Here is a 19444-nt window from a genome sequence, read left to right on the forward strand (position 1 = left end):
CGGACATCCGCGGGTCGGCACGCGGCGCCCGGCCGGGCCGCGGTCAGGGCTCCGTCGGTTGGCCGTGCACCCGCACCGTGTTGAGGATCTTCATGATGGTCGCCTTGTCGACCTCCCCCTTCACGCCCTTGGCGGCGTAGAGGTTGAAGGACACGATGTCGTCGGCCGCGTTCCGGAACGCGAACGTGATCGCCTTGCCGTCGCCGGCGCACTTGCCCCTGCGCGGGGTGCCGGTCGAACTCGCCCAGGCGTAGGCGCCCTCGACGCCCGAAGCAGTGGTGTAGTCGGTGGCCTGCTTGTCCTGGGTGACGCTTTTCTTGTCCGGCTGCGTGTAGCCGCCGTAGACCCACCAGGGCACGGTCTTGACCGCCGCGTCGCCCGGATTCCTGGCGCCGTTGTGGCCCTTGGTGCCCGCGACGGCCAGCGGTGTGTCGTGGCTCCGGCCGTTCTTGTCGCCGTCGGAGGTGCACCACTTCGGCTTGTACGTGGCCGGCGCCGACATCGCGATCAGCGGCTTGGCGTCGGGCGACTTGCGGTCCTCGAAGCCGACGAGCGCACCGGGGATGCCGACCTGCCAGTCCGCGGGCACGTCGAAGGCCGTGCCCCACTTCGGGTTGATGACCGTCTTCCAGCCCGCGACGAGCGGCTTCTCGGTCTCGGCGCCGTGCGGATTGTCGTCCGTGGCCGATGCCTCGGCAGCGGTCGGCTCCGCCGAGGCCGACCGGCTGGCTTTCCCGCCCGCCCCGCCGCCGTCCGCCTTGCCGTCCCTGCCGTTCCCGCCGTCCTTGTCCCCGCCCAGCACCAGGAATCCCGTCACGCAGGCCGTGACGACCACCGCCGTCGCCGCGACGATCGCGATGACCTTCGTCCGGTTCCCGCCGTCTCCCTGCGGCGGCTGGGGCGGCCAGGGCGCCCCGACGGGCCCGGGCGTCCCCCACTGCGGCTGCTGCGCATACGGGTCCGGCTGCTGGTAGCCGGGCTGTGTGTAGGGATTCGGCTGCTGGTAACCCGGCTGCTGATACGGGTTGTCCTGCGGATTCTGCTCGCCCCCCGGCGGCTGCTGTCCTGGCCACATGAGCAGCAACCCTAGTGCCGCGCGGGGCCCGATTCTGTCACCGGACTTTGTCAGGTACGTACCGAAGCGGTAGCTCGCCGCGGCGGCGGCTCGGGCTGGTCCGGGTTGGGTCAGCCCGGATCGGTCCAGGCCGGCCGCCGACCGGGCGGACCTGCCCGCCCGCTCGGCGACCTGCCGACCCAAGCCGACCTGCCGACCCGAGGCGGCCCGCGAGCCCGTGACCCCGCGCCAGGAGTGGCCGAGCCGCCCTCACAGCACCTTGGCGCGGATCAGCGCCGACAGCACCAGGGCACCCGGCAGCAGCGGCAGCCAGTCCGTGACCACCCGGAATCCGATGACGGTCGTCGTGGCGAGGGCGACCGGCGAACCGAACGCCACCAGCGTGAACACCACCGCCGCGTCCACCGCGAGGCCGCCCGGCGCGGGCACGGCCCCCACGGCGGTACCCGCGGCCAGAAACGCGACGACCACATGCGTCCACGGCACCGGCAGCCCGAGCGCGGCCCCGACCGAGGCGAGCACGCACGCCTGGAGCAGCGGCATCGCCGCCGCCCCGCCCCACAGCGCGAGGATGCGGCAGGGCCGGGTGTGCAACTGGCGCGCGTCGGCGAGGGCGGTGCGCAGCAGACCGGTCAGCGGGCGGCGCAGCGGCCGTACGACCGTGACCAGCAGGCCCGCGACGGCGACACAGCTGCCCGCGACCGCGGCCACCGCGATCAGGGTGCGCCCGTCCGGGACGAGGTCGCCGAGCCGCCGCCCGGCGGGCGAGGCCAGCAGGAACGCCAGCAGCACCAGTGTCTTGGCGACCGGTTTCACCAGGGAGTACAGGGCGATCGAGGCCGTGGCCCGGTCGAGCGGAATGCCGCGGCCCCGCAGGAAGCGCAGGGTGACGGCGTGCGCACCGAGGCCCGCGGGCAGCACGTGGTTCGCGGCCCCGGCGGCGAACTGCGAGGCCAGCAGGAGTCCCGGCGGCAGCCGGTCGGGCAGGGCGCCCTGCCGGACGCAGGAGGCCGCGACCCAGCCCAGGCAGGTGAAGGCGACCCCGGCCAGCAGCCAAGCGGGGTCGGCCGCGACCAGCCGGGAGGCGCCCTCGGACACGAGGGGACGGTTGACCAGCCCCCAGCTCCCCACCAGCAGGAGGGGACTCAGGCACAGCGCCAGCCGGACCGGGCGGCTCGCCATGAACGGCACCGGACGCGCGAGAGCGTCGGCCCCGAACGGGGACGGCCCGGATCCGGACGTCAGCGCCTCGGCGCCGGGCGCGGGCGGCTCGGATCCGGGTACGGGCGGTTCGGCCCCGGGCGGGGCGGGCTCGGGTCCGGGCACGGGCGCTGCGGCCCCGAGCACGGGAGCTTGCGGCCGGAGTGGGGAGGCTCCGGGCCGGACGGTCGGGACTGAGGACACGGGGTACGTCGTCCTTCCGCATCGGGCCGCGCGGCGGGGGACCTGGGTGCGAGGCGGGAATCCGCCCGGAGCATTCCCGTTCCGTGTGACCGGGGGATGTCCGAAAACCGAAGGACCGTCGGCGGGACGGTGCCGCGGACCGGTACTGCGACCGCATCATCGCGGCGAGCGGGTAGCCTGCACAGGGGGCGCGCGCTGAACGCCGCCCGATGAAGCAGGGATCCGACAGGGAAGGAATCGGCGTTGCACGTCCAGGAATGGCTCGACACCGTGCCCGCGGTGGCCGTCTACGCCGTAGTGGCCCTGATCATCGGCGTGGAGAGCCTGGGCATCCCGCTGCCGGGCGAGATCGTCCTGGTCTCGGCGGCGCTGCTCTCCTCACAGAACTCCGGTGTCAACCCGGTCATCCTGGGTACCTGCGCGACGCTCGGTGCCGTCGTCGGCGACTCCATCGGCTATCTCATCGGCCGCAAGGGCGGGCGTCCGCTGCTCGCCTGGCTCGGCAAGAAGTTCCCCAGGCACTTCAGCGAGGGACACATCGCCACCGCCGAGCGGTCCTTCGAGAAGTGGGGCATGTGGGCGGTGTTCTTCGGCCGTTTCGTCGCCCTGCTGCGGATCTTCGCCGGACCGCTCGCGGGCGTGCTCCACATGCCGTACTGGAAGTTCCTGATCGCCAACGTCCTCGGTGGTATCTGCTGGGCCGGCGGCACCACAGCCGTCATCTACTACGTCGGCGTGGTCGCCGAGAAGTGGCTGAGCAAGTTCTCCTGGCTGGGCCTGGTGGCGGCGGTCCTGATCGGCCTGAGCTCGCTGCTGGTCCTCAAGCGCCGGGCGAAGAAGGCCGAGCAGCAGGCACAGGAGTCCCGGGCCGAGGCGGAATCGGTACCCGCCAGCGAGTGAGGCGGGCCCCCAGGGGACCGGGGACCGGCCCTCAGGGGACTCAGCGGAAGCAGTCCACGGGGTGGGACTCCGTGCGACGGCAGCGCGGGCGGCCGTACCGGCTCCGTGCGACGGCAGCGCGGGCCGTACCGCTCCGGTCCGTCCGCCACCGGCCTACTCGTGCACCTCGCGGTGCGCCGCGGCCAGTCCCGTGTACAGGGTGCCGTTCAGCGTCACCGCCTGCCGCTCCTCGTCCGTGAGTTCCCGCTTCACCTTCGCGGGCACCCCGGCGACCAGTGAACCCGGCGGGACCGTCATTCCCTGCGGCACCAGCGCCTGCGCGGCGACCAGCGAACCCGCCCCGATCACCGCCCCGTTCAGCACGGTCGCCCCCATGCCGATCAGACAGTCGTCCGCCACGGTCGCCCCGTGCACCACCGCGTTGTGCCCGACGGAGACCCGCTCCCCGATGCTGACCGGGAAACCGGGGTCGGCATGCAGCGTGACGTTGTCCTGGATGTTCGCGTCCGCCCCGACGGTGATCCGCTCGGCGTCGCCGCGCACCACCGCGCCGTACCAGACGCTCGCACCCGCGTGCAGCGTCACGTCACCGATGACCGACGCGGTGGGGGCCACGAACACCCCCTCGTCGATGCGGGGTTCCTTGCCGCCGATGCCGACGATCAGCGCCCTGTGCGTCATGTGCGTCCACCGTTTCGTCTGCCGCGGTCAGGCGCGGGAAGTTCTGGTCTGCCGGGGGAAGTCCACCGGCACCGTACGCCACCGGTAGGGCGAAGATCACAGCGGTACCGGCGCATGGCCGTGGCGCGCGCTGAGTACCGTGAGCGGGTGCCGAAGCCCAAGAACACGTTCTCGTCCTGGGGGCGCCGCCTCGCCCAGCGAGCCGTCCAGGCGGGCTGGGCCTGGGCGCAGCGCATGGGCTCCGTCAGCGCCGAGCACCCCGGGCGGCTGCGCTTCGGCGCGATGGGAACAGGTACCAGACTCGCCTTCCCCCTCGGCACGGTCTTCGGGGAACCCTGGATCCACCTGGGCGCCCACTGCATCATCGGCGAACAGGTCACCCTGACCGCGGGCCTGATGCCGGACCTCGACCTCGGCCCCGAGCCGATCCTGCGCATCGGCGACGGAGTCGTCCTCGGCCGCGGCAGCCACGTCATCGCGGACACGACGGTCACCATAGGCAGCGACTGCTACTTCGGTCCGTACGTGTACGTCACGTCCACCAACCACTCGTACGACGACCCGCACCAGCCCATCGGCCGGCAGTGGCCGCGGATGGAGGCGGTGGCGATCGGGCCCGGATGCTGGATCGGGACGGGTGCCGTGATCCTGCCGGGTGCGCGGCTCGGCCGGAACGTGGTCGTCGCGGCCGGCGCCGTCGTGCGCGGCACGGTGCCCGACCACGCCGTGGTCGCGGGCGCACCCGCCCGGGTGGTACGGCGCTGGACGCCCGACGAGGGCTGGCAGCCCCCGCTGCGCACGCCCGCCCCGGTGCCCATCCCGGCCGGCATCACCCCGGAGCAACTGCTGGCACTGGCCGACCTCGACGAGGAGGCCGTGGCCCGGCTCGCCGAACGTGACTTGGACGGCTGACCACGTCGGCCACAGTGTCCGCGGGCCGGCCCCCTTCCTTCGCAGTACAGTTCGGTGAACGCTCGGGTGCACCCCACCGTAGTGCAGTCAAGCAAACTGCTCATGTAAAATATTGGACCCCCGGGAGGGTCGGGACCCACCGTGTCGGACCTCGATCTGCTGACCCAGTCACTGGCCCGCAACGTCAAGCGCTGGCGCTCCGAGCGCGGCTTCACCCTGGACGCGCTGGCCGCCCGGGCGGGGGTCAGCCGCGGCATGGTCATCCAGATCGAGCAGGCCCGCACCAACCCCAGCCTCGGCACGGTCGTGAAGATCGGTGACGCGCTGGGGGTCAGCATCACCACCTTGCTCGACCACGTGCAGGGCCCCGTGGTCCGGATCGTCCCCGCCGAACGGGCCGTACGGCTCTGGCACACCGACGCCGGCAGCTACAACCGGCTCCTGGCGGGTGCCGAGGCCCCCGGCCCGCTGGAGATGTGGGACTGGCGGCTGATGCCGGGTGAAAGCAGTTCCTCCGATCCGCACCCTGCGGGCACGGTGGAACTCGTCCATGTCACGGCGGGGGAGCTGACGCTCACCGTCGGCGGGGTCGGGCACCGCGTCCCGGCCGGCGCGAGTGCGTCCTTCGACGCCGGGACGGCGCACACCTACGGCAACGACGGCGACGTACCGATGGAGATGGTGATGGCCGTCTCGGTCCCGCCGGTGGGCTGACCCCGAAACCGGAGGCCCGGTCCTGCCCGCGCCTCGCGGTCCTGCCCTCGGGCCACCGTCCCGTCGTCGGGCCGGCGGGGCCGCAGTTCCGTTCGCCCGTCCGCCGTCGTTCGGCCACCGGCGGCCGTCCCGTCGCCGTCCCGCCGGGCTGTTAGCGTGCGGACATGCGCGCACCCCTCGGAGACTTCGACACCGCCCTCCCGGCTCCCGACTGCCTCGACGACCTGGTCGCCCCGGTCGCCGATGCCGTGCGCACCTGGCGCGGCGCCGTCCCCGCCGAGCAGATCGTGTACGTCGACACCGAACCCGAGTGGGCGGACACCGCCGTCTTCGTCGAGCACTACGGCCGTGATCTGCTGGAGCGGTCCGCGAACTGCGTGGTCGTCGCGGGGAGGCGCGGCGGCGGGACGACGCTGGCGGCGTGCGTGGTGCCGTCCACCACCCGGGTCGACGTGAACGGGATCGTCCGCCGCCAACTGGGCGCCCGCAAAGCCTCCTTCGCCTCGATGGACACGGCGACCGGGGAGACCGGCATGGAGTACGGCGGCATCACCCCGGTCGGGCTGCCCGCCGACTGGGCCGTGCTGGTGGACTCCGCCGTCGTCGACCTGCCCTACGTCCTGGTCGGCAGCGGACGCCGGCGCGGCAAGCTGCTCGTGCCGGGCAAGGCGTTCGCACAGCTGCCGGGCGCGGTGGTCCTGGAGGGGCTCGGCGTCTCCTGACTCACGCCGTCAGATGGTGCGCCAGCACCCGGTGCGGGTCCGCCTCGCCGGGCAGCGGCGCAGGATCGGCGTGCACCAGGGCCGCGGCGAGCTTCGGGACGGCGTGCAGGAGGGCGTGCTCGGCGTCGACGGCGATGGCGTGTGCCCGCCGCACCGTGGCGTCGCCGTCCACCACGATCGCCACCTCCGCCCGCAGCCGGTGCCCGATCCAGCGCAGCCGCAGCTCGCCCACCCCGTGCACCCCCGGCACCTCGCGCAACGCCCGCTCGGCCCGGTCCACCAGCGCCGGGTCGACGGCGTCCAGCACCCGCCGGAACACCTCGCGCGCGGCGTCCCGCAGGACCAGCACGATCGCCGCGGTGATCGCCAGCCCCACCAGCGGGTCGGCCAGTTGCCAGCCCAGCGCGGATCCGGCGGCGCCCACCAGCACCGCCAGCGAGGTGAAGCCGTCGGTACGGGCGTGCAGTCCGTCGGCGACGAGTGCGGCGGAGCCGATCTCCCGCCCCACCCGGATCCGGTAGCGGGCCACCCACTCGTTGCCCGCGAACCCGATCAGGGCGGCCACGGCCACGGCCGACACGTGCTGCACCGGACGCGGGTCGAGCAGCCGGTCCACCGCCGTCCATGCCGCGAAGGCCGCGGACGCGGCGATGGTCAGCACGATGGCGATGCCCGCCAGATCCTCGGCGCGGCCGTAACCGTAGGTGAAGCGCCGGTTGGCGGCGCGGCGGCCGAGCACGAACGCGATGCCGAGCGGCACGGCGGTCAGCGCGTCCGCCGTGTTGTGCGCCGTGTCACCGAGCAGCGCCACCGATCCGGACACGACCACCACCGCGCCCTGCACGAGCGCGGTCACGCCCAGCACCGCCAGGGAGACCCACAGCGCGCGCAGGCCACGCGCCGATGCCTCCAGGGCCGCGTCGAGCTTGTCGCCGGTGTCGTGGGAATGCGGGGTCAGAAGATGCCCGAGGCGGTGCCGCAGACCGGAAACCGGCCGGGAACGCCCGTGCTCGTGGCCGTGGCCGTGGTCGTGACCGTGCTCGTGCCTGGGGACGTGGTCGTGTCCGGGTGCGGGTTCGTGCGGGTGGCTATGGCCGTGGCCGTGGCCGTGGCCGGGTGCCTGTGCCTGCCCGTCCGCCTGCCCGGCTCCCGGCCGGTCCCCATGACCGTGTCCGTGGCCGTGCTCGTGTCCGTGCGCGTGGTCGTGCTGGTGCCGGTCGCTCACGTGGATCCCCTTCCGGTGCGCGTGAGTGGACGCACGACGCCCATGGAGCCATTATGTGCGTATGAGCGCACGCTTGCACCTATCACCTGCGCATCATGCGCACCCGCGTAACCCGGGCGAGGAACAGTTCGCGGTCGCCGCCGACCTGCTCGCGCTGCTCGGCGACCGGACCCGGCTCACCCTGCTGCACGCCCTCACGGCGGGGGAGGCCGACGTCACCACGCTCACCGAGGCGTGCGGCGCGGCCCGTCCCGCGGTCAGCCAGCATCTGGCCCGGCTGCGGCTGGCCGGACTCGTGAACACGCGCAAGGACGGCCGCCGGGTGGTCTACTCGCTGCGCCACGACCATCTGCGCCGCCTGGTGGCCGAGGCGCTGGACGTGGCGGATCACCGGCTCGGCGAAACCCGCTCGGGGACGCCGGACTGAGCCGCGCCGGATGTCCCGGCCAATTCAGAACGAGGCGGCGGCGCCCAGGTACTGCTCCGCGAACGCCGTCGCTGCGGCCGGCGAGGTGAACAGCCGGCGCAGCCGGGCCAGGGCGGTGCCGACCTGGTACGGGTCGCCCGACGCGGTGCCGTGGTAGATACCGGACAGCCACTCGGAGAACTCCTGGTAGTCCCACACCCGCCGCAGGCACGCCGCCGAGTATCCGGCCAGGCCGCTCGGGTCGCCCTTCGTGACGTGGGCGACGAGGGCGTCGCCGAGCAGGAAGGCGTCGTGCAGGGCCAGGTTCATGCCCTTCGCCGCTATCGGCGCGGTGAGATGGGCCGCGTCGCCCGCGAGGAACAGCCGCCCGGACGCCATGGACTCCACCACGTAGTTGTGCATGTCCAAAACGCGCTTCTCGATCAGCCGGCCCTCCGTGAGCGGCGCCGCCCCCGCGGCGCCGAGCCGTTCCCGCAGTGCGGACCAGACCCGCTCGTGCGACCAGGCCGCCGGGTCGTCGCCGGGCGGGCACTGGAGGTAGTAGCGGGTGACCTCCGGGCTGCGTGCCATGTGTCCGGCGAATCCGCGCGGATGGACGCCGAACACCACACAGTCGGCCGACGGCGGTGCCTCGGCCAGCAGCGCCAGCCAGCCTATGCCGTAGTCGTGCCGCGCGAGCCGGGCCCGTTCCGGAGGCAGCGCCTGCCGGGACACCCCGCGCGCCCCGTCGCACCCGGCGACGAAATCACAGTGAACGACCTCGCGTTCGCCGGTCTCCGGGCACAGGTACGACACCGAGGGGTGGTCCGTGTCCAGGCCGTGCAGGCGTACGTCGCGCACGCCGAAGCGGATGTCCCCGCCGCGGACGTCGGCGTACTCGCGCACGAGGTCCGTCACCAGCAAATGCTGCGGATACACGTAGTGATGACGTCCCGTCAGTTCGCTGTACGAGAGCCGGTACCGTTCGCCGCCGAAGCGGAACTCGCACTCCTCGTGCACCTGCGCCCGCGCCGGCAGACCGGCCGCGAGCCCGCGCCGGTCGAGCCCGCGCACCGCCCACTCCTCGATGACGCCCGCGCGCGGCCGCGTCTCGATGAACTCCCTGCTCTCGGTCTCCAGGACCAGGCAGTCGACGGCGGCGGCCCGCAGGATGTTGCCGACGGTGAGCCCGGCCGGACCGGCACCCACGACGACGACCGGCCGCCGGCCCGCGGACGCGGGGCGAGGGGAGGGGAATGTCACCCGGTCATTTTATGACGGTGACTTGTCAGCTCCATGCCATCGGGGGTGGGGCGGCCTCCGGTGCGGCGGTGTGCCGTTCCGCCGCGGGGCGACGGACCCTTGGGCGGAGCCCAGGTCGACGGCGGCCGCAAGGCGTCACCGGGGTGGATCGGGTGCTTCCACGCCGGTGTCCGCCGAGGTTCCGTCCGGGCGTACTGAGTTGCCTGCCCGTCACCGTCAACTGCCGCCATCGGTTGCGGGCGGACGTGCCGCCGGTCGTCGCCGGCTGCCGCAGCCGGTGCGGCGACGGCCGGGGACGACCGTGGTCCCGGCGTCGAGGAGGGGCGCGGGTTTCTTCCCCGGCGGATGGTCCTGGGGAGGACGGCCTGAACGTGTGCGGTCAGCCGCCGATGGCGGACATGGGCCGGTCCGGCTGCCGGAAATCGGCGGCACCGATGGCGTGACCGCGGCCCTTGCCGGCCACCGCGCGGCGCCAGGCGGCGGCGATCTCCTCGTCGTCGGCACCCTTGCGCATCAAGCCGCGCAGGTCGGACTCCTCGGTGGCGAAGAGGCAGGTGCGCAACTGTCCGTCGGCGGTCAGCCGAAGCCGGTTGCACGAACCGCAGAACGGCCTGGTGACACTGGCGATCACGCCGACGACGGTGTCCGTTCCGGCGATGCGCCACTCCTCGGCGGGAGCGGTGTCGCCGTCGGCCCGCGGCAGGGGACGAAGCGTCATACGGGAGCCCAGCACGGCAAGGATCTCGTCGGCGGTGATCATCCGCTCGCGGTCCCAGGCGCCCTGCGCGTCCAGGGGCATGGACTCGATGAACCTGAGCCGGTACCCGCCGTCGACCGCGTAGGAGACCAGGTCGAGGATCTCGTCGTCGTTGACACCGCGCACCAGCACCGCGTTGATCTTCACTGGCCGCAGCCCGGCGTCCCGCGCCGCGGCGAGCCCCTGCAGAACCCGGCCGAGATGATCGCGCCGGGTGATCTCGCGGAACCGCTCCCGGCGCAGGGTGTCCAGGCTGACGTTCACCCGCTCAAGACCCGCGGCGTGCAGCGGCCCGGCCAGGCGTGCCAGGCCGATTCCGTTCGTGGTGAGGGAGACCTCGGGTGTGGGGGAGAGGGTGGAAATTCGGTGGACGAGTTCGGGAAGTCCCCGACGCAACAGCGGCTCTCCTCCGGTGACCCGAATGGAACGTACACCCAGCCGGGCAACCGCAATTCGGACCAGGCGGTGGATCTCGTCATCGGTCAGCACATCGGTGCGGGCAAGCCATTCCAGACCCTCGGCCGGCATGCAGTACGAGCAGCGCAGATTGCACCGGTCGAGCACGGACAACCGTAGATCGGTGTGGATCCGGCCGAATCGATCGATCAATGGCGCACTGACCTGGTGGGCAGGGCGGTCGGGCCGGGCGGCCGCGTCGGAATTCACTGAACCAGTCTCCACGGCCAGAAATCCTGAAGTGCTTTCCGGGGAAAAGTCAAGGCGGCTGATAGAAGCGGTCTATCGCGAGAAAGGAAAAAGCTTTTTGACGCAGGTCTGCGGCAGGCGTAGCTTTCCGGCGGCGCGTATTCGCGGCTATTTGTGTGAAGTTCTGAAAGGAAAGCAGGCGGGCCATGAGTGTTCTGGAAGATCCTAGGGACGACGCTCTGGAGGTCACGCCGCCCAAGACCTGGGCGACAGGTGTCCCGGCCGTCGTGCACGCACTGCAGTACTCGCTGAGTCAGACATCGCCCCGCCGGACCATGCTGACCCTGCTGAACATCAACCAGGGCAAGGGGATCGACTGCCCGGGATGCGCCTGGCCGGAGCCGGAGCCGGGCAAGCGGCACCTCAACGAGTACTGCGAGAACGGCGCCAAGCACATCAACGACGAGGCCACCTCGCGCCGCGTCACCCGTGAGTTCTTCGCGCAGCACACCGTCGACGAGCTGAACGGCAAGTCCGACTACTGGCTGAACCAGCAGGGCCGGCTCACCGAACCCATGGTCAAGCGGCCGGGCTCCGAGCACTACGAGCCGATCGGCTGGGACGAGGCCCTGGACCTGATGGCCGGTGAACTGCGCGGCCTGGACTCGCCGGACGAGGCCCTGTTCTACACCTCGGGCCGGCTCAACAACGAGGCGGCGTTCCTCCTCCAGCTCCTCGCCCGTGCGTATGGCACCAACAACCTGCCGGACTGCAGCAACATGTGCCACGAGTCCAGCGGATCGGCACTGAACGAGACCCTGGGCATCGGCAAGGGCAGCGTCAGCCTGGACGACATCCACAACGCCGACCTGGTCTTCGTCGTCGGCCAGAACCCGGGCACCAACCACCCGCGGATGCTGACGGCGCTGGAGGAGACCAAGCGCAACGGTGGCCAGGTCGTCGCCGTCAACACGCTGCCCGAGGCCGGCCTCATGCGGTTCAAGCACCCGCAGCGGCCGCGCGGCATCGTCGGCCGCGGTACGAAGATCGCCGACCAGTTCGTGCACATCCGGGCCGGCGGCGACCTGGCGCTGTTCCAGGCGCTGAACCTGCTGCTGCTCCAGGCCGAGGAAGCCCGCCCGGGCACCGTGCTGGACCACGACTTCATCCGTCGGCACAGCACCGGTTTCGAGGCGTTCGCCGAGCACGTCGGCAAGACCTCCTGGGACGACGTCCTGGCCGCGACCGGTCTCACCCGCGAGGAGATCGAGGAGATCCACGAGCGGGTCCTGAACGCCAAGAGCGTCATCGTCTGCTGGGCGATGGGCGTGACCCAGCAGAAGCACGGCGTGCCGACGATCCGGGAGATCGTCAACTTCCTGATGCTGCGCGGCAACATCGGCAAGCCCGGCGCGGGCGTGTGCCCGGTGCGCGGACACAGCAACGTGCAGGGCGACCGCACCATGGGCATCTGGGAGAAGATGCCGCAGAGTTTCCTCGACGCGCTGGAGCGGGAGTTCGGCTTCACCCCGCCCACCAGACACGGCCACGACTCGGTCAACGCCATCCGGGCCATGCGGGACGGCACGGCGAAGTTCTTCCTCGGCGTGGCCGGCAACTTCGTCCGGGCGACCCCCGACTCCGACGTGACCGAGGCGGCGATGCGCCGCTGCCGGCTGACCGCGCACATCTCCACCAAGCTCAACCGCTCCCACGCGGTGTGCGGGGAGACCGCGCTGATCCTGCCCACGCTGGGCCGCAGCGACCGGGACATCCAGGCCGGCGGCGAGCAGTTCGTCACCGTCGAGGACTCCATGAGCATGGTCCACGCCTCCCGCGGACGCCTCAGCCCCGCCTCCGAGCACCTGCTCAGCGAAGTGGCGATCATCTCCCGCCTGGCCCGGCGCGCCCTCGGTGACTCGCCGGACATCCCGTGGGAGGAGTTCGAGCGGGACTACGGCACCATCCGCGACCGGATCTCCCGGGTGGTCCCCGGTTTCGAGGACTTCAACGAGCGGGTCGCCCACCCGGCCGGTTTCCATCTGCCCAACCCGGTCAACAGCCATACCTTCCACACGGAGACCGGGAAGGCCGTGTTCACCAGCAACGACTTCGTCGACCTGCGGGCCCCCAAGGGGTACCTCATCCTCCAGTCGCTGCGGTCGCACGACCAGTGGAACACCATCCCGTACTCGATGAACGACCGCTACCGCGGCATCCACAACGGCCGCCGGGTGGTGCTGGTCAATCCCGAGGACATCAAGGACCTGGGCCTGGCCGAGATGCAGTTGGTCGACCTGGTGAGCATCTGGCAGGACGGTGTCGAACGGCGCGCGGAGCAGTTCCGGCTGGTGCCGTACCCCACTTCCCGGGGCTCGGCCGCCGCCTACTACCCGGAGACCAACGTCCTGGTTCCGCTGGACAGCGTGGCCGACATCAGCAACTGCCCCACGTCCAAGGGCATCGTCGTCCGGCTGGAGCCGGCTGGTCCGGACGAGGGGTGAGGGAACCATGGGGCGTGTGACCGCCCGTAAACGGGTTCTGCGGTTCAGGGACGGGGTGTCCGGATACCGTCCGGACACCCTCGCCGCCGAGGAGCCGATGGAGATCCGGGTCGCCGGACGGCCGCTCACGGTGACCATGCGCACACCCGGCAACGACTTCGACCTCGCCGTGGGGTTCCTCGTCAGCGAGGGCGTCGTCCACGCCGCGAGCGATGTCCTCGGGATCCGCTACTGCGCCGGCGCCACGGACGACGGCGGCAACACCTACAACATCGTCGACATCGCACTGGCTCCGGGCGTGCCCGTCCCGGACTCGTCCCTGGAGCGCAACTTCTACACCACGTCCTCCTGCGGTCTGTGCGGCAAGGCGAGCCTGGACGCCGTACGGACCACCGCCCGCTGGAGCGTGGCGGAGGACGAGACGCGCCTCGACCCCGAAGTGGTCTTCACCCTGCCGGACCGGCTGCGCGCCGCCCAGCGGGTGTTCGACAGCACCGGCGGGCTGCACGCGGCCGGACTGTTCGGCGCCACCGGCGAACTGCTGTGCCTGCGCGAGGACGTGGGGCGGCACAACGCGGTCGACAAGGTGGTCGGACACGCGCTGCAGCAGGGGCTGTTGCCGCTGCGCGGGAGCGTGCTCATGGTCAGCGGCCGGGCCTCCTTCGAGCTGGTGCAGAAGGCGGCCATGGCGGGCATCCCGGTGCTGGCCGCGGTGTCGGCCCCGTCCTCGCTCGCCGTGGACCTGGCGGACGAGGCAGGACTGACCCTGCTCGGCTTCCTGCGCGGCAGGTCGATGAACGTCTACACCGGCACCGAACGGGTCCGGGTGGCCGAGCCGGTCGGCTGAGGCGGCTCCGGGTCCGAGGGTTCCGGTGCCGCCCGCGGGCACCGGAACCGAACCAGACCGTCCCTGCCCCGCACACCGCGTGCACCGCATGGCGCGGACGCGGGCGGAGACGACGAGCAGGACCGGGCCGCGCCCCCGGCCCGGTCCTCCTTACGACTCCGGAAGGATCAGTGTTGTCATGAGCATGATCTTCCCATGGCGGCATTCTCGCCCGATCTGCCTCGCCTGCACCCCCTTGCGTAATAGATGCATCAGGGGTACCGTGCGAGGCACGACTGAGATACAAGTTGTGCCTATGAGAGGGAGTGATCCGAGATGGGCCTCGCGACCTTGCAGGTTTCATCCACCAAGAGCGACGAGTTCGACCCGACGGTCCCCGCCGTCGTCAACGTCGCCGAGTACGGCTTCGAGGGGCGGTTCGAGGACTGGGCGGCCGACGCCCGCTACTTCGAGTACTCCAAGGCCGCCAACCCGATCGGGTCCGGGCACACGCCGAAGGTTCCGGTGCGCACCTTCAGCCCGTCCCTGCACGCCGAGGGCCCCTCGCGGATCATCCCGCTGGACCTGTCCAAGGAACTCGGCATCGAGGACGGCCCCGCGACCAGCCCGGGTCTGCTCGCGCACTTCGTGCGCATCAACGCGGGCGAGTCCGTGCCGACCCGGCCGAACGCCACGAGCGAGCTGTACTACGTGCTCAAGGGCCACGGTTACTCCGCGGTCAACGGCCGCCTGGTCAACTGGGAGAAGGGCGACTTCGTCGTCCTGCCCGCCCAGAGCGCCGCCGTGCACTACGCGCAGGCCGAGACCGTCTTCTACTACGTCACCGACGAGCCGCTGCTGCGCTACCTCGGCGCGACCGCCACCGAGCCGCGCTTTCGCGCGACGAAGTTCGCCCGCACCGACGCCGTCGCGGAACTGGACCGGATCGCCTCCCGGCCGGGCGCGAACGACAAGTCCCGGGTCAGTGTCCTGCTGAACAACGCCGACCAGGAGCAGACCCTCACCATCACCCACACGCTGTGGGCGATGTTCGGCGTCCTGCCCGCCGGTCAGGAACAGCGGCCCCACCGCCACCAGTCGGTCGCCCTGGACCTGATCCTGGACGCCCCCGAGGGCTGCTACACCCTGCTGGGTGACCGGCTCGACGAGCGCGGCGAGATCATCAACCCCCAGCGCGTCGACTGGGAGCCCGGCGGTGCCTTCGTCACGCCGCCCGGCAAGTGGCACGCCCACTTCAACGAGTCCGACCAGGACGCCCACCTCATCCCCGTCCAGGACGCAGGTCTGCAGACCTACCTGCGCTCCCTCGACATCCGCTTCACCAACCGCCGCTGAGGCCGGGCATGGCCGGCTGGGCGCGGTCCCGGGTACTGGCTTCGGGACCGCGCTCAGCCGGCCGGAGGCCGCCCGTACCCGTTCCGGCGGGCGGGATCCCGCCGGGATCTAGAATGAACCGGACTTGGACCCCGGGGCGGATGCGGCAGTGCTGGAGGACGCGGTGGCCGGAAGCGTGAAGGTGCCGGCGAAGGACCGGGCGTACGAATTCGTCAAGCGCCAGATCCTGAGCGGCGCGTACGAGGGCGGCGACCTCATCAGCGAGGGGGATGTCTCCAAGGAACTGGACATGTCGCGCACTCCGGTGCGTGAGGCGTTCCTGCGACTGGAGATCGAAGGGCTGCTGCGGCTCTATCCGCAGCGGGGCGCCCTGGTGGTGCCCGTCTCTCCCGGCGAGGTCCGGTCCGTGCTGGAGGCACGCGAAGTCCTGGAGCAGTTCGCGGTGCGGAAGGTGATGGACGGCCGGGCCGCGGTGCGCGAGGCGCTCACCGAGGAACTCGCCGGGAGTATCGAACGCCAGCGTGCGCTGCTGAGAACCGGCGACCTCGACGGCTTCTTCGAGGACGACCGGCTGTTCCACACCAGCCTGCTGACCGCGGCCGAGAATCCGCTGTTCGCCCGTTTCTACACCTCGCTGCGGGACCGGCAGGTCCGCATGACCGCCGATTCCGTGCTGGCCACCCCCGGGCGAAGCGACTCGATCCTCGCCGAACACGCCGAGATCACCGACGCCGTCCGGGCCGGCGACGCGGAACGGGCGCTCGCGGCCGTACGCACCCACCTGGCCAGCACGCGTTCGGCGCTCGGCCTGGTCTAGCGCCGTACGGCGGTCGCCTCAGGCGGCCGTTCAGGCCGGGCCGGTCGGGTCGTTCGTCGACCCATCTGCGTGCGTGTGGGCATGTCTGCGTGCATGCTCTCGGGCCGACCGCGAATTCGGTGTGTGCCCGGGGCCGATCACGCTCCAGAGTGAGATGCAACTTGCATCTAAGTTAATCCCGGAGCCGACCAGCGGCAGGACCGTGCGAGGAGACACCTGACATGACGGACCGGCAGGAGGCCCGACGCCCCCCGGCCGGCGGCGGCGTGCCCGGGCGGTTCGGCCGTATCCCGTGGGACCGCACCCTCCGCGGTGCGATCGCGATGGGCTGGTCGGTGGGGCTGGCGCTCGTCACCCACGTCGACGCGTCCGCCGCCCTGGTGGTGGGCGGGCTGAGTGCGATCAACGGGGACCACAGCGGTCCGCGGGGGGAGCGGCTGGCCCGCCTCGGCGCCGTCGCCGCCGGCGGGACGGCAGGCGTCACCCTGGGAACCCTGGTGCACCACAGCGGATGGCCGCAGGTCGTGGCCATGACGGTGGCCGCCCTGCTGGCCGCGGTCGCGGCGGCCGAAGGTCCCGTGGGGCAACTCGGCGGAGTCAAACTCATGCTGCTCACCGCCATCGGCGTCGGCATGAACGGCGCGGCCCCCGCCTGGCAGGCCGGTCTGCTGTTCCTGCTCGGACTCGCCCCGATGGGCCTGCTGCTCCTTCCCGCCTTCCTCGCGCGGCCCGCCCGGATCGCACCCGCCCGTCGCCCCGTCCGGGCCCGGCGTCCACCCGTACCCTGGCTCGACGTCGCCCGTCTCACCGCCTGTATCGGGACCGCGGCGCTGGTGGCGAACCTCATGCACCCCGCCTACGCCTACTGGCTGCCGCTGACCGCCATCATGATCTGCCGTCTGGACAGGGCCGAACAGACCAGCCGTCTCAAGCACCGCACGGCAGGGACGGCGCTGGGCGCCCTCCTGGTCCTGGCGGTCGCCGCCGCGGCACCGCACGGCTGGGAGGTGCTGCTGCTCGCCCTGGTGGTCGGCACGGTCCTCCCGGGTGCCACCGATGCCGCGTACACGTTCCACACCGGGCTGGTCACCGTCATCGTGCTGGTCCTCGCCGACCCCACCGTCGCCACGTCCCCGGTCGCACTGCGGGCACGCGTCACGGACACCGCCGTCGCGGGCCTGATCGTGGCGCTGTTCACCGTCAACTGGTGGTCACTCGGGCGCAGACGGCACACCGGCGGACGCGGGGGCGGGCCGGCGGGCGCTAACGCAGCGAGTTGAGTTCAATCGCCGGGCAGCGGTCCATCACCATGTCGAGTCCGGCGGCCCGGGTGCGGTCGTACGCGGCCTCGTCGATCACCCCGAGCTGGAACCAGACGGCCCGCGCCCCCTTGGCGACCGCCTCGTCGGCGACCTGCCCGGCGAGATCGCTGTTCACGAACACGTCGACGACGTCCACGTCGAACGGGATGTCCGCGAGGGCGGCGTACCCCTGTTCACCGTGGACCGTCTCCGCCTCGGGATGCACCGGGACCACCCGCTTGCCGAACCGCCGCAGCACCTCCGCCACCCGGTAGGCCGCCCGCCCCTGGTTGTTCGACAGGCCGACGACGGCCCAGGTGTCACCCAGTTCGGTCATGATCCTGCGGATCGTCTCTTCGTCGCCGTACACGGACGCGGCCTCCTCGGACGTGGCACCGGACTGTCCTCGGGGCAACAGCGCCCGCCGGGCGGTGATTCCCCGTGCGGCACGCCTACCCGGCGGACGTCGCGCCGTCCTACCGCACGCGTCCGCACGGTGTCCGGTTCCGGTGCCAATTCCTGCGTACGGGGCCCCGTACGCCTACGCTCACCCCGTGCTGCGCATCATCGACACCCGAACCGGCCGCCCCGTCCATGCCGCTCCCGCCCGCCGGGGCCTGACCCGGGTCGAGGCGCACGCGTCCGGCTCCGATACCTCGGACCTGCGCGTGCTGCTCGTCGCCGATCTGCTGACCCGCGCCCTGGAACTCGGCGGCACGCCCGTGTGGTCGCTGCTCACCGGCGGACAGCGCGAGGCGGAACTGCGGGCCGCGGCCGCGACCCTCGGCATCCGGCCCTTCGAGGAGGGACACGGCCTCTCCGGCGGGCTGGGCGAGGCACAGGTCGTGCACGTCGTCGCGGCCGACGAGGCCATGCCCGCGAGCGGGGTCGTCGTCGGAGTCGCCCCCGCCGTAGGCACCGACAGCATCCGGAAAGCCCCGGTGGCACGCGCCGCCGACGGGTCCGGCACGGCCCCGACCGACCCGCACGCCGAACCCGCCGTGCTCCGCCTCGCCCTGCTCGCCACCCGGAGGGACGCACCCGTGCGTGTCGACCCCGGCGCGCTCGACCAGGCCGGCCGGACGCTCGCCCACTGGCGGCGGGCCGTCGCCCGGTGGGCCCGGCAGCCGTCCCGGCCGATCCCCGACGAGGTACGCGGGCGGCTGCGCGCCGCCTGGGAGGACAATCTGGATGTGACCGAGGTACTGAACGTCCTGAACACGGTGGCGGACGCCGCCGACGTACCGGACGGCGCCCGTTTCGAGACGTACGCGTACGCCGACCGGCTGCTCGGCCTCGACCTCGTCCGTGACGTCGGGAGCCTCGCGTGAGAGCCCGCGCGGGCGTCGGCCCGATGCGCCGCCTGATCGTGCTCAGACACGCCAAGTCGGCCTGGCCGGAGGACATCGCCGACCACGAGCGCCCCCTCGGGCCGCGCGGCCGACGTGACGCACCCGCCGCGGGCCGCGCCCTCGCCGAGGCCGACTGCCTGCCCGATCTCGCCCTGTGCTCCACCGCGCTGCGCGCCCGGCACACCTGGGAACTGGCCTCCGCCCAGTGGGGCACCCCGCCGCCGGCCCGGTTCGACCCGCGGCTGTACGCGGCCGACGTGGCGGACCTGCTGCGCGTCGTGCACGAGGTGCCGCCCGAGGTCGAGACGCTGCTGCTGGTCGGGCACAACCCGGGACTGGCGGAACTGGTCCTCGACCTGGCCGGGGACGGCCTCGACGACACCCTGACCGTGGTCCGGGGGAAGTTCCCGACCTCGGCCATCGCGGTGCTGGCCTGGCACGGCACCGGCTGGCAGGCCCTCGCCCCCGGCACCGCCCTGCTGACCTCGGTCACCGTGCCGCGCGGAAAGGCCCACGGCAAGGCCGGCGGGAAATCGTAGGACCGGGCCGGCGGAGAGCCCTGGGACGGCAGGCCGGCAACCGTA

The 19444-nt window shown here is 72.1% G+C and carries 20 protein-coding genes; 13 read left to right on the forward strand and 7 right to left on the reverse strand.

What is annotated here, in order from left to right:
- Nucleotides 1-43 precede the first annotated feature (43 nt).
- Both ACFYPJ_RS34945 and ACFYPJ_RS34950 read right to left on the reverse strand, forming a co-directional pair.
- The gene (locus ACFYPJ_RS34945; protein ID WP_389025631.1) at nucleotides 44-1075 is read right to left on the reverse strand and encodes a hypothetical protein; all 1032 of its coding nucleotides are present in this window, start codon (nucleotides 1073-1075) and stop codon (nucleotides 44-46) included.
- Nucleotides 1076-1324: 249 nt separating this feature from the next.
- On the reverse strand, nucleotides 1325-2401 hold the full coding sequence (locus ACFYPJ_RS34950; RefSeq protein WP_389025632.1) for a YbhN family protein: 1077 nt from the start codon (nucleotides 2399-2401) through the stop codon (nucleotides 1325-1327).
- Nucleotides 2402-2722: 321 nt separating this feature from the next.
- On the opposite strand from ACFYPJ_RS34950, the gene ACFYPJ_RS34955 reads away from it, so the two are divergent.
- Entirely contained in the window at nucleotides 2723-3379 is a 657-nt protein-coding gene (locus tag ACFYPJ_RS34955; protein WP_389025633.1) for a DedA family protein, read from the forward strand.
- 153 nt (nucleotides 3380-3532) lie between these two features.
- Here ACFYPJ_RS34955 and ACFYPJ_RS34960 read toward each other — a convergent pair whose 3' ends face one another.
- Nucleotides 3533-4060 carry a gamma carbonic anhydrase family protein gene (locus ACFYPJ_RS34960; RefSeq protein WP_389025634.1) on the reverse strand — a complete coding sequence of 176 codons (528 nt, stop codon included), beginning with the start codon at nucleotides 4058-4060 and terminating at the stop codon, nucleotides 3533-3535.
- Nucleotides 4061-4207: 147 nt separating this feature from the next.
- Between ACFYPJ_RS34960 and ACFYPJ_RS34965 the strand changes: the two genes are divergently transcribed.
- From ACFYPJ_RS34965 to ACFYPJ_RS34975, 3 genes are all read left to right on the forward strand, one after another.
- Complete coding sequence (locus ACFYPJ_RS34965) at nucleotides 4208-4972, forward strand: acyltransferase (protein ID WP_389025635.1); 765 nt, start codon at nucleotides 4208-4210, stop codon at nucleotides 4970-4972.
- Nucleotides 4973-5113: 141 nt separating this feature from the next.
- The gene (locus tag ACFYPJ_RS34970; protein ID WP_389025636.1) at nucleotides 5114-5686 is read left to right on the forward strand and encodes a helix-turn-helix domain-containing protein; all 573 of its coding nucleotides are present in this window, start codon (nucleotides 5114-5116) and stop codon (nucleotides 5684-5686) included.
- A 164-nt stretch (nucleotides 5687-5850) separates the two neighbouring features.
- The gene (locus ACFYPJ_RS34975; RefSeq protein ID WP_389025637.1) at nucleotides 5851-6408 is read left to right on the forward strand and encodes a YbaK/EbsC family protein; all 558 of its coding nucleotides are present in this window, start codon (nucleotides 5851-5853) and stop codon (nucleotides 6406-6408) included.
- A gap of 1 nt (nucleotide 6409) precedes the next feature.
- On the opposite strand, the gene ACFYPJ_RS34980 is transcribed toward ACFYPJ_RS34975, so the two are convergent.
- The gene (locus tag ACFYPJ_RS34980; RefSeq protein ID WP_389025638.1) at nucleotides 6410-7633 is read right to left on the reverse strand and encodes a cation diffusion facilitator family transporter; all 1224 of its coding nucleotides are present in this window, start codon (nucleotides 7631-7633) and stop codon (nucleotides 6410-6412) included.
- A gap of 61 nt (nucleotides 7634-7694) precedes the next feature.
- On the opposite strand from ACFYPJ_RS34980, the gene ACFYPJ_RS34985 reads away from it, so the two are divergent.
- Nucleotides 7695-8060, forward strand: a complete 366-nt coding sequence (locus ACFYPJ_RS34985; RefSeq protein ID WP_389025639.1) for an ArsR/SmtB family transcription factor — start codon at nucleotides 7695-7697, stop codon at nucleotides 8058-8060.
- A 24-nt stretch (nucleotides 8061-8084) separates the two neighbouring features.
- Here the strand turns inward: ACFYPJ_RS34985 and ACFYPJ_RS34990 are convergent, their stop codons facing one another.
- Both ACFYPJ_RS34990 and moaA read right to left on the reverse strand, forming a co-directional pair.
- Nucleotides 8085-9302, reverse strand: a complete 1218-nt coding sequence (locus ACFYPJ_RS34990) for a 4-hydroxybenzoate 3-monooxygenase (RefSeq protein WP_389025640.1) — start codon at nucleotides 9300-9302, stop codon at nucleotides 8085-8087.
- 379 nt (nucleotides 9303-9681) lie between these two features.
- Nucleotides 9682-10668: a GTP 3',8-cyclase MoaA gene (gene moaA, locus ACFYPJ_RS34995; RefSeq protein ID WP_389025675.1), complete on the reverse strand. Its 987-nt coding sequence runs from the start codon at nucleotides 10666-10668 to the stop codon at nucleotides 9682-9684.
- Here moaA and ACFYPJ_RS35000 point away from each other — a divergent pair.
- The 6 genes from ACFYPJ_RS35000 to ACFYPJ_RS35025 all read left to right on the forward strand — a co-directional run bounded on the left by ACFYPJ_RS35000 (nucleotide 10586) and on the right by ACFYPJ_RS35025 (nucleotide 17487).
- The gene (locus tag ACFYPJ_RS35000; RefSeq protein WP_389025678.1) at nucleotides 10586-10933 is read left to right on the forward strand and encodes a hypothetical protein; all 348 of its coding nucleotides are present in this window, start codon (nucleotides 10586-10588) and stop codon (nucleotides 10931-10933) included. The two genes, moaA and ACFYPJ_RS35000, sit on opposite strands and share 83 nt — an antisense overlap.
- Nucleotides 10911-13208: an FdhF/YdeP family oxidoreductase gene (locus tag ACFYPJ_RS35005; protein ID WP_389025641.1), complete on the forward strand. Its 2298-nt coding sequence runs from the start codon at nucleotides 10911-10913 to the stop codon at nucleotides 13206-13208. The genes ACFYPJ_RS35000 and ACFYPJ_RS35005 overlap by 23 nt, the downstream gene beginning before the upstream one ends.
- 7 nt (nucleotides 13209-13215) lie before the next feature.
- Nucleotides 13216-14055, forward strand: a complete 840-nt coding sequence (gene fdhD / locus ACFYPJ_RS35010) for a formate dehydrogenase accessory sulfurtransferase FdhD (RefSeq protein WP_389025642.1) — start codon at nucleotides 13216-13218, stop codon at nucleotides 14053-14055.
- Between the two features lie 315 nt (nucleotides 14056-14370).
- On the forward strand, nucleotides 14371-15390 hold the full coding sequence (locus tag ACFYPJ_RS35015; RefSeq protein WP_389025643.1) for a cupin domain-containing protein: 1020 nt from the start codon (nucleotides 14371-14373) through the stop codon (nucleotides 15388-15390).
- Between the two features lie 124 nt (nucleotides 15391-15514).
- Complete coding sequence (locus tag ACFYPJ_RS35020; protein ID WP_389025644.1) at nucleotides 15515-16207, forward strand: GntR family transcriptional regulator; 693 nt, start codon at nucleotides 15515-15517, stop codon at nucleotides 16205-16207.
- A 221-nt stretch (nucleotides 16208-16428) separates the two neighbouring features.
- Nucleotides 16429-17487, forward strand: a complete 1059-nt coding sequence (locus ACFYPJ_RS35025) for an FUSC family protein (protein ID WP_389025645.1) — start codon at nucleotides 16429-16431, stop codon at nucleotides 17485-17487.
- Here the strand turns inward: ACFYPJ_RS35025 and ACFYPJ_RS35030 are convergent.
- Nucleotides 17471-17878: a CoA-binding protein gene (locus ACFYPJ_RS35030; RefSeq protein ID WP_389025646.1), complete on the reverse strand. Its 408-nt coding sequence runs from the start codon at nucleotides 17876-17878 to the stop codon at nucleotides 17471-17473. The genes ACFYPJ_RS35025 and ACFYPJ_RS35030 overlap by 17 nt on opposite strands.
- Before the next feature lie 184 nt (nucleotides 17879-18062).
- On the opposite strand from ACFYPJ_RS35030, the gene ACFYPJ_RS35035 reads away from it, so the two are divergent.
- The gene (locus tag ACFYPJ_RS35035; RefSeq protein ID WP_389025647.1) at nucleotides 18063-18839 is read left to right on the forward strand and encodes a hypothetical protein; all 777 of its coding nucleotides are present in this window, start codon (nucleotides 18063-18065) and stop codon (nucleotides 18837-18839) included.
- Nucleotides 18836-19399 carry a SixA phosphatase family protein gene (locus ACFYPJ_RS35040; protein ID WP_389025648.1) on the forward strand — a complete coding sequence of 188 codons (564 nt, stop codon included), beginning with the start codon at nucleotides 18836-18838 and terminating at the stop codon, nucleotides 19397-19399. Before ACFYPJ_RS35035 ends, ACFYPJ_RS35040 begins: the two co-directional genes overlap by 4 nt.
- The last annotated feature ends 45 nt before the right edge of the window (nucleotides 19400-19444 follow it).

This window comes from Streptomyces sp. NPDC006012 (assembly GCF_042871185.1).
Taxonomy (GTDB): Bacteria; Actinomycetota; Actinomycetes; order Streptomycetales; family Streptomycetaceae; genus Streptomyces.

Coding starts and splice junctions, on each gene's coding strand:
- ACFYPJ_RS35005 (WP_389025641.1), top strand. CDS start 10,911: ATGAGTGTTCTGGAAGATCCTAGGGACGACGCTCTGGAGGTCACGCCG.
- ACFYPJ_RS35025 (WP_389025645.1), top strand. CDS start 16,429: ATGACGGACCGGCAGGAGGCCCGACGCCCCCCGGCCGGCGGCGGCGTG.
- ACFYPJ_RS34975 (WP_389025637.1), top strand. CDS start 5,851: ATGCGCGCACCCCTCGGAGACTTCGACACCGCCCTCCCGGCTCCCGAC.
- ACFYPJ_RS34945 (WP_389025631.1), bottom strand. CDS start 1,075: ATGTGGCCAGGACAGCAGCCGCCGGGGGGCGAGCAGAATCCGCAGGAC.
- ACFYPJ_RS35000 (WP_389025678.1), top strand. CDS start 10,586: ATGCAGTACGAGCAGCGCAGATTGCACCGGTCGAGCACGGACAACCGT.
- ACFYPJ_RS35015 (WP_389025643.1), top strand. CDS start 14,371: ATGGGCCTCGCGACCTTGCAGGTTTCATCCACCAAGAGCGACGAGTTC.
- ACFYPJ_RS34985 (WP_389025639.1), top strand. CDS start 7,695: ATGAGCGCACGCTTGCACCTATCACCTGCGCATCATGCGCACCCGCGT.
- ACFYPJ_RS34960 (WP_389025634.1), bottom strand. CDS start 4,060: ATGACGCACAGGGCGCTGATCGTCGGCATCGGCGGCAAGGAACCCCGC.
- fdhD (WP_389025642.1), top strand. CDS start 13,216: ATGGGGCGTGTGACCGCCCGTAAACGGGTTCTGCGGTTCAGGGACGGG.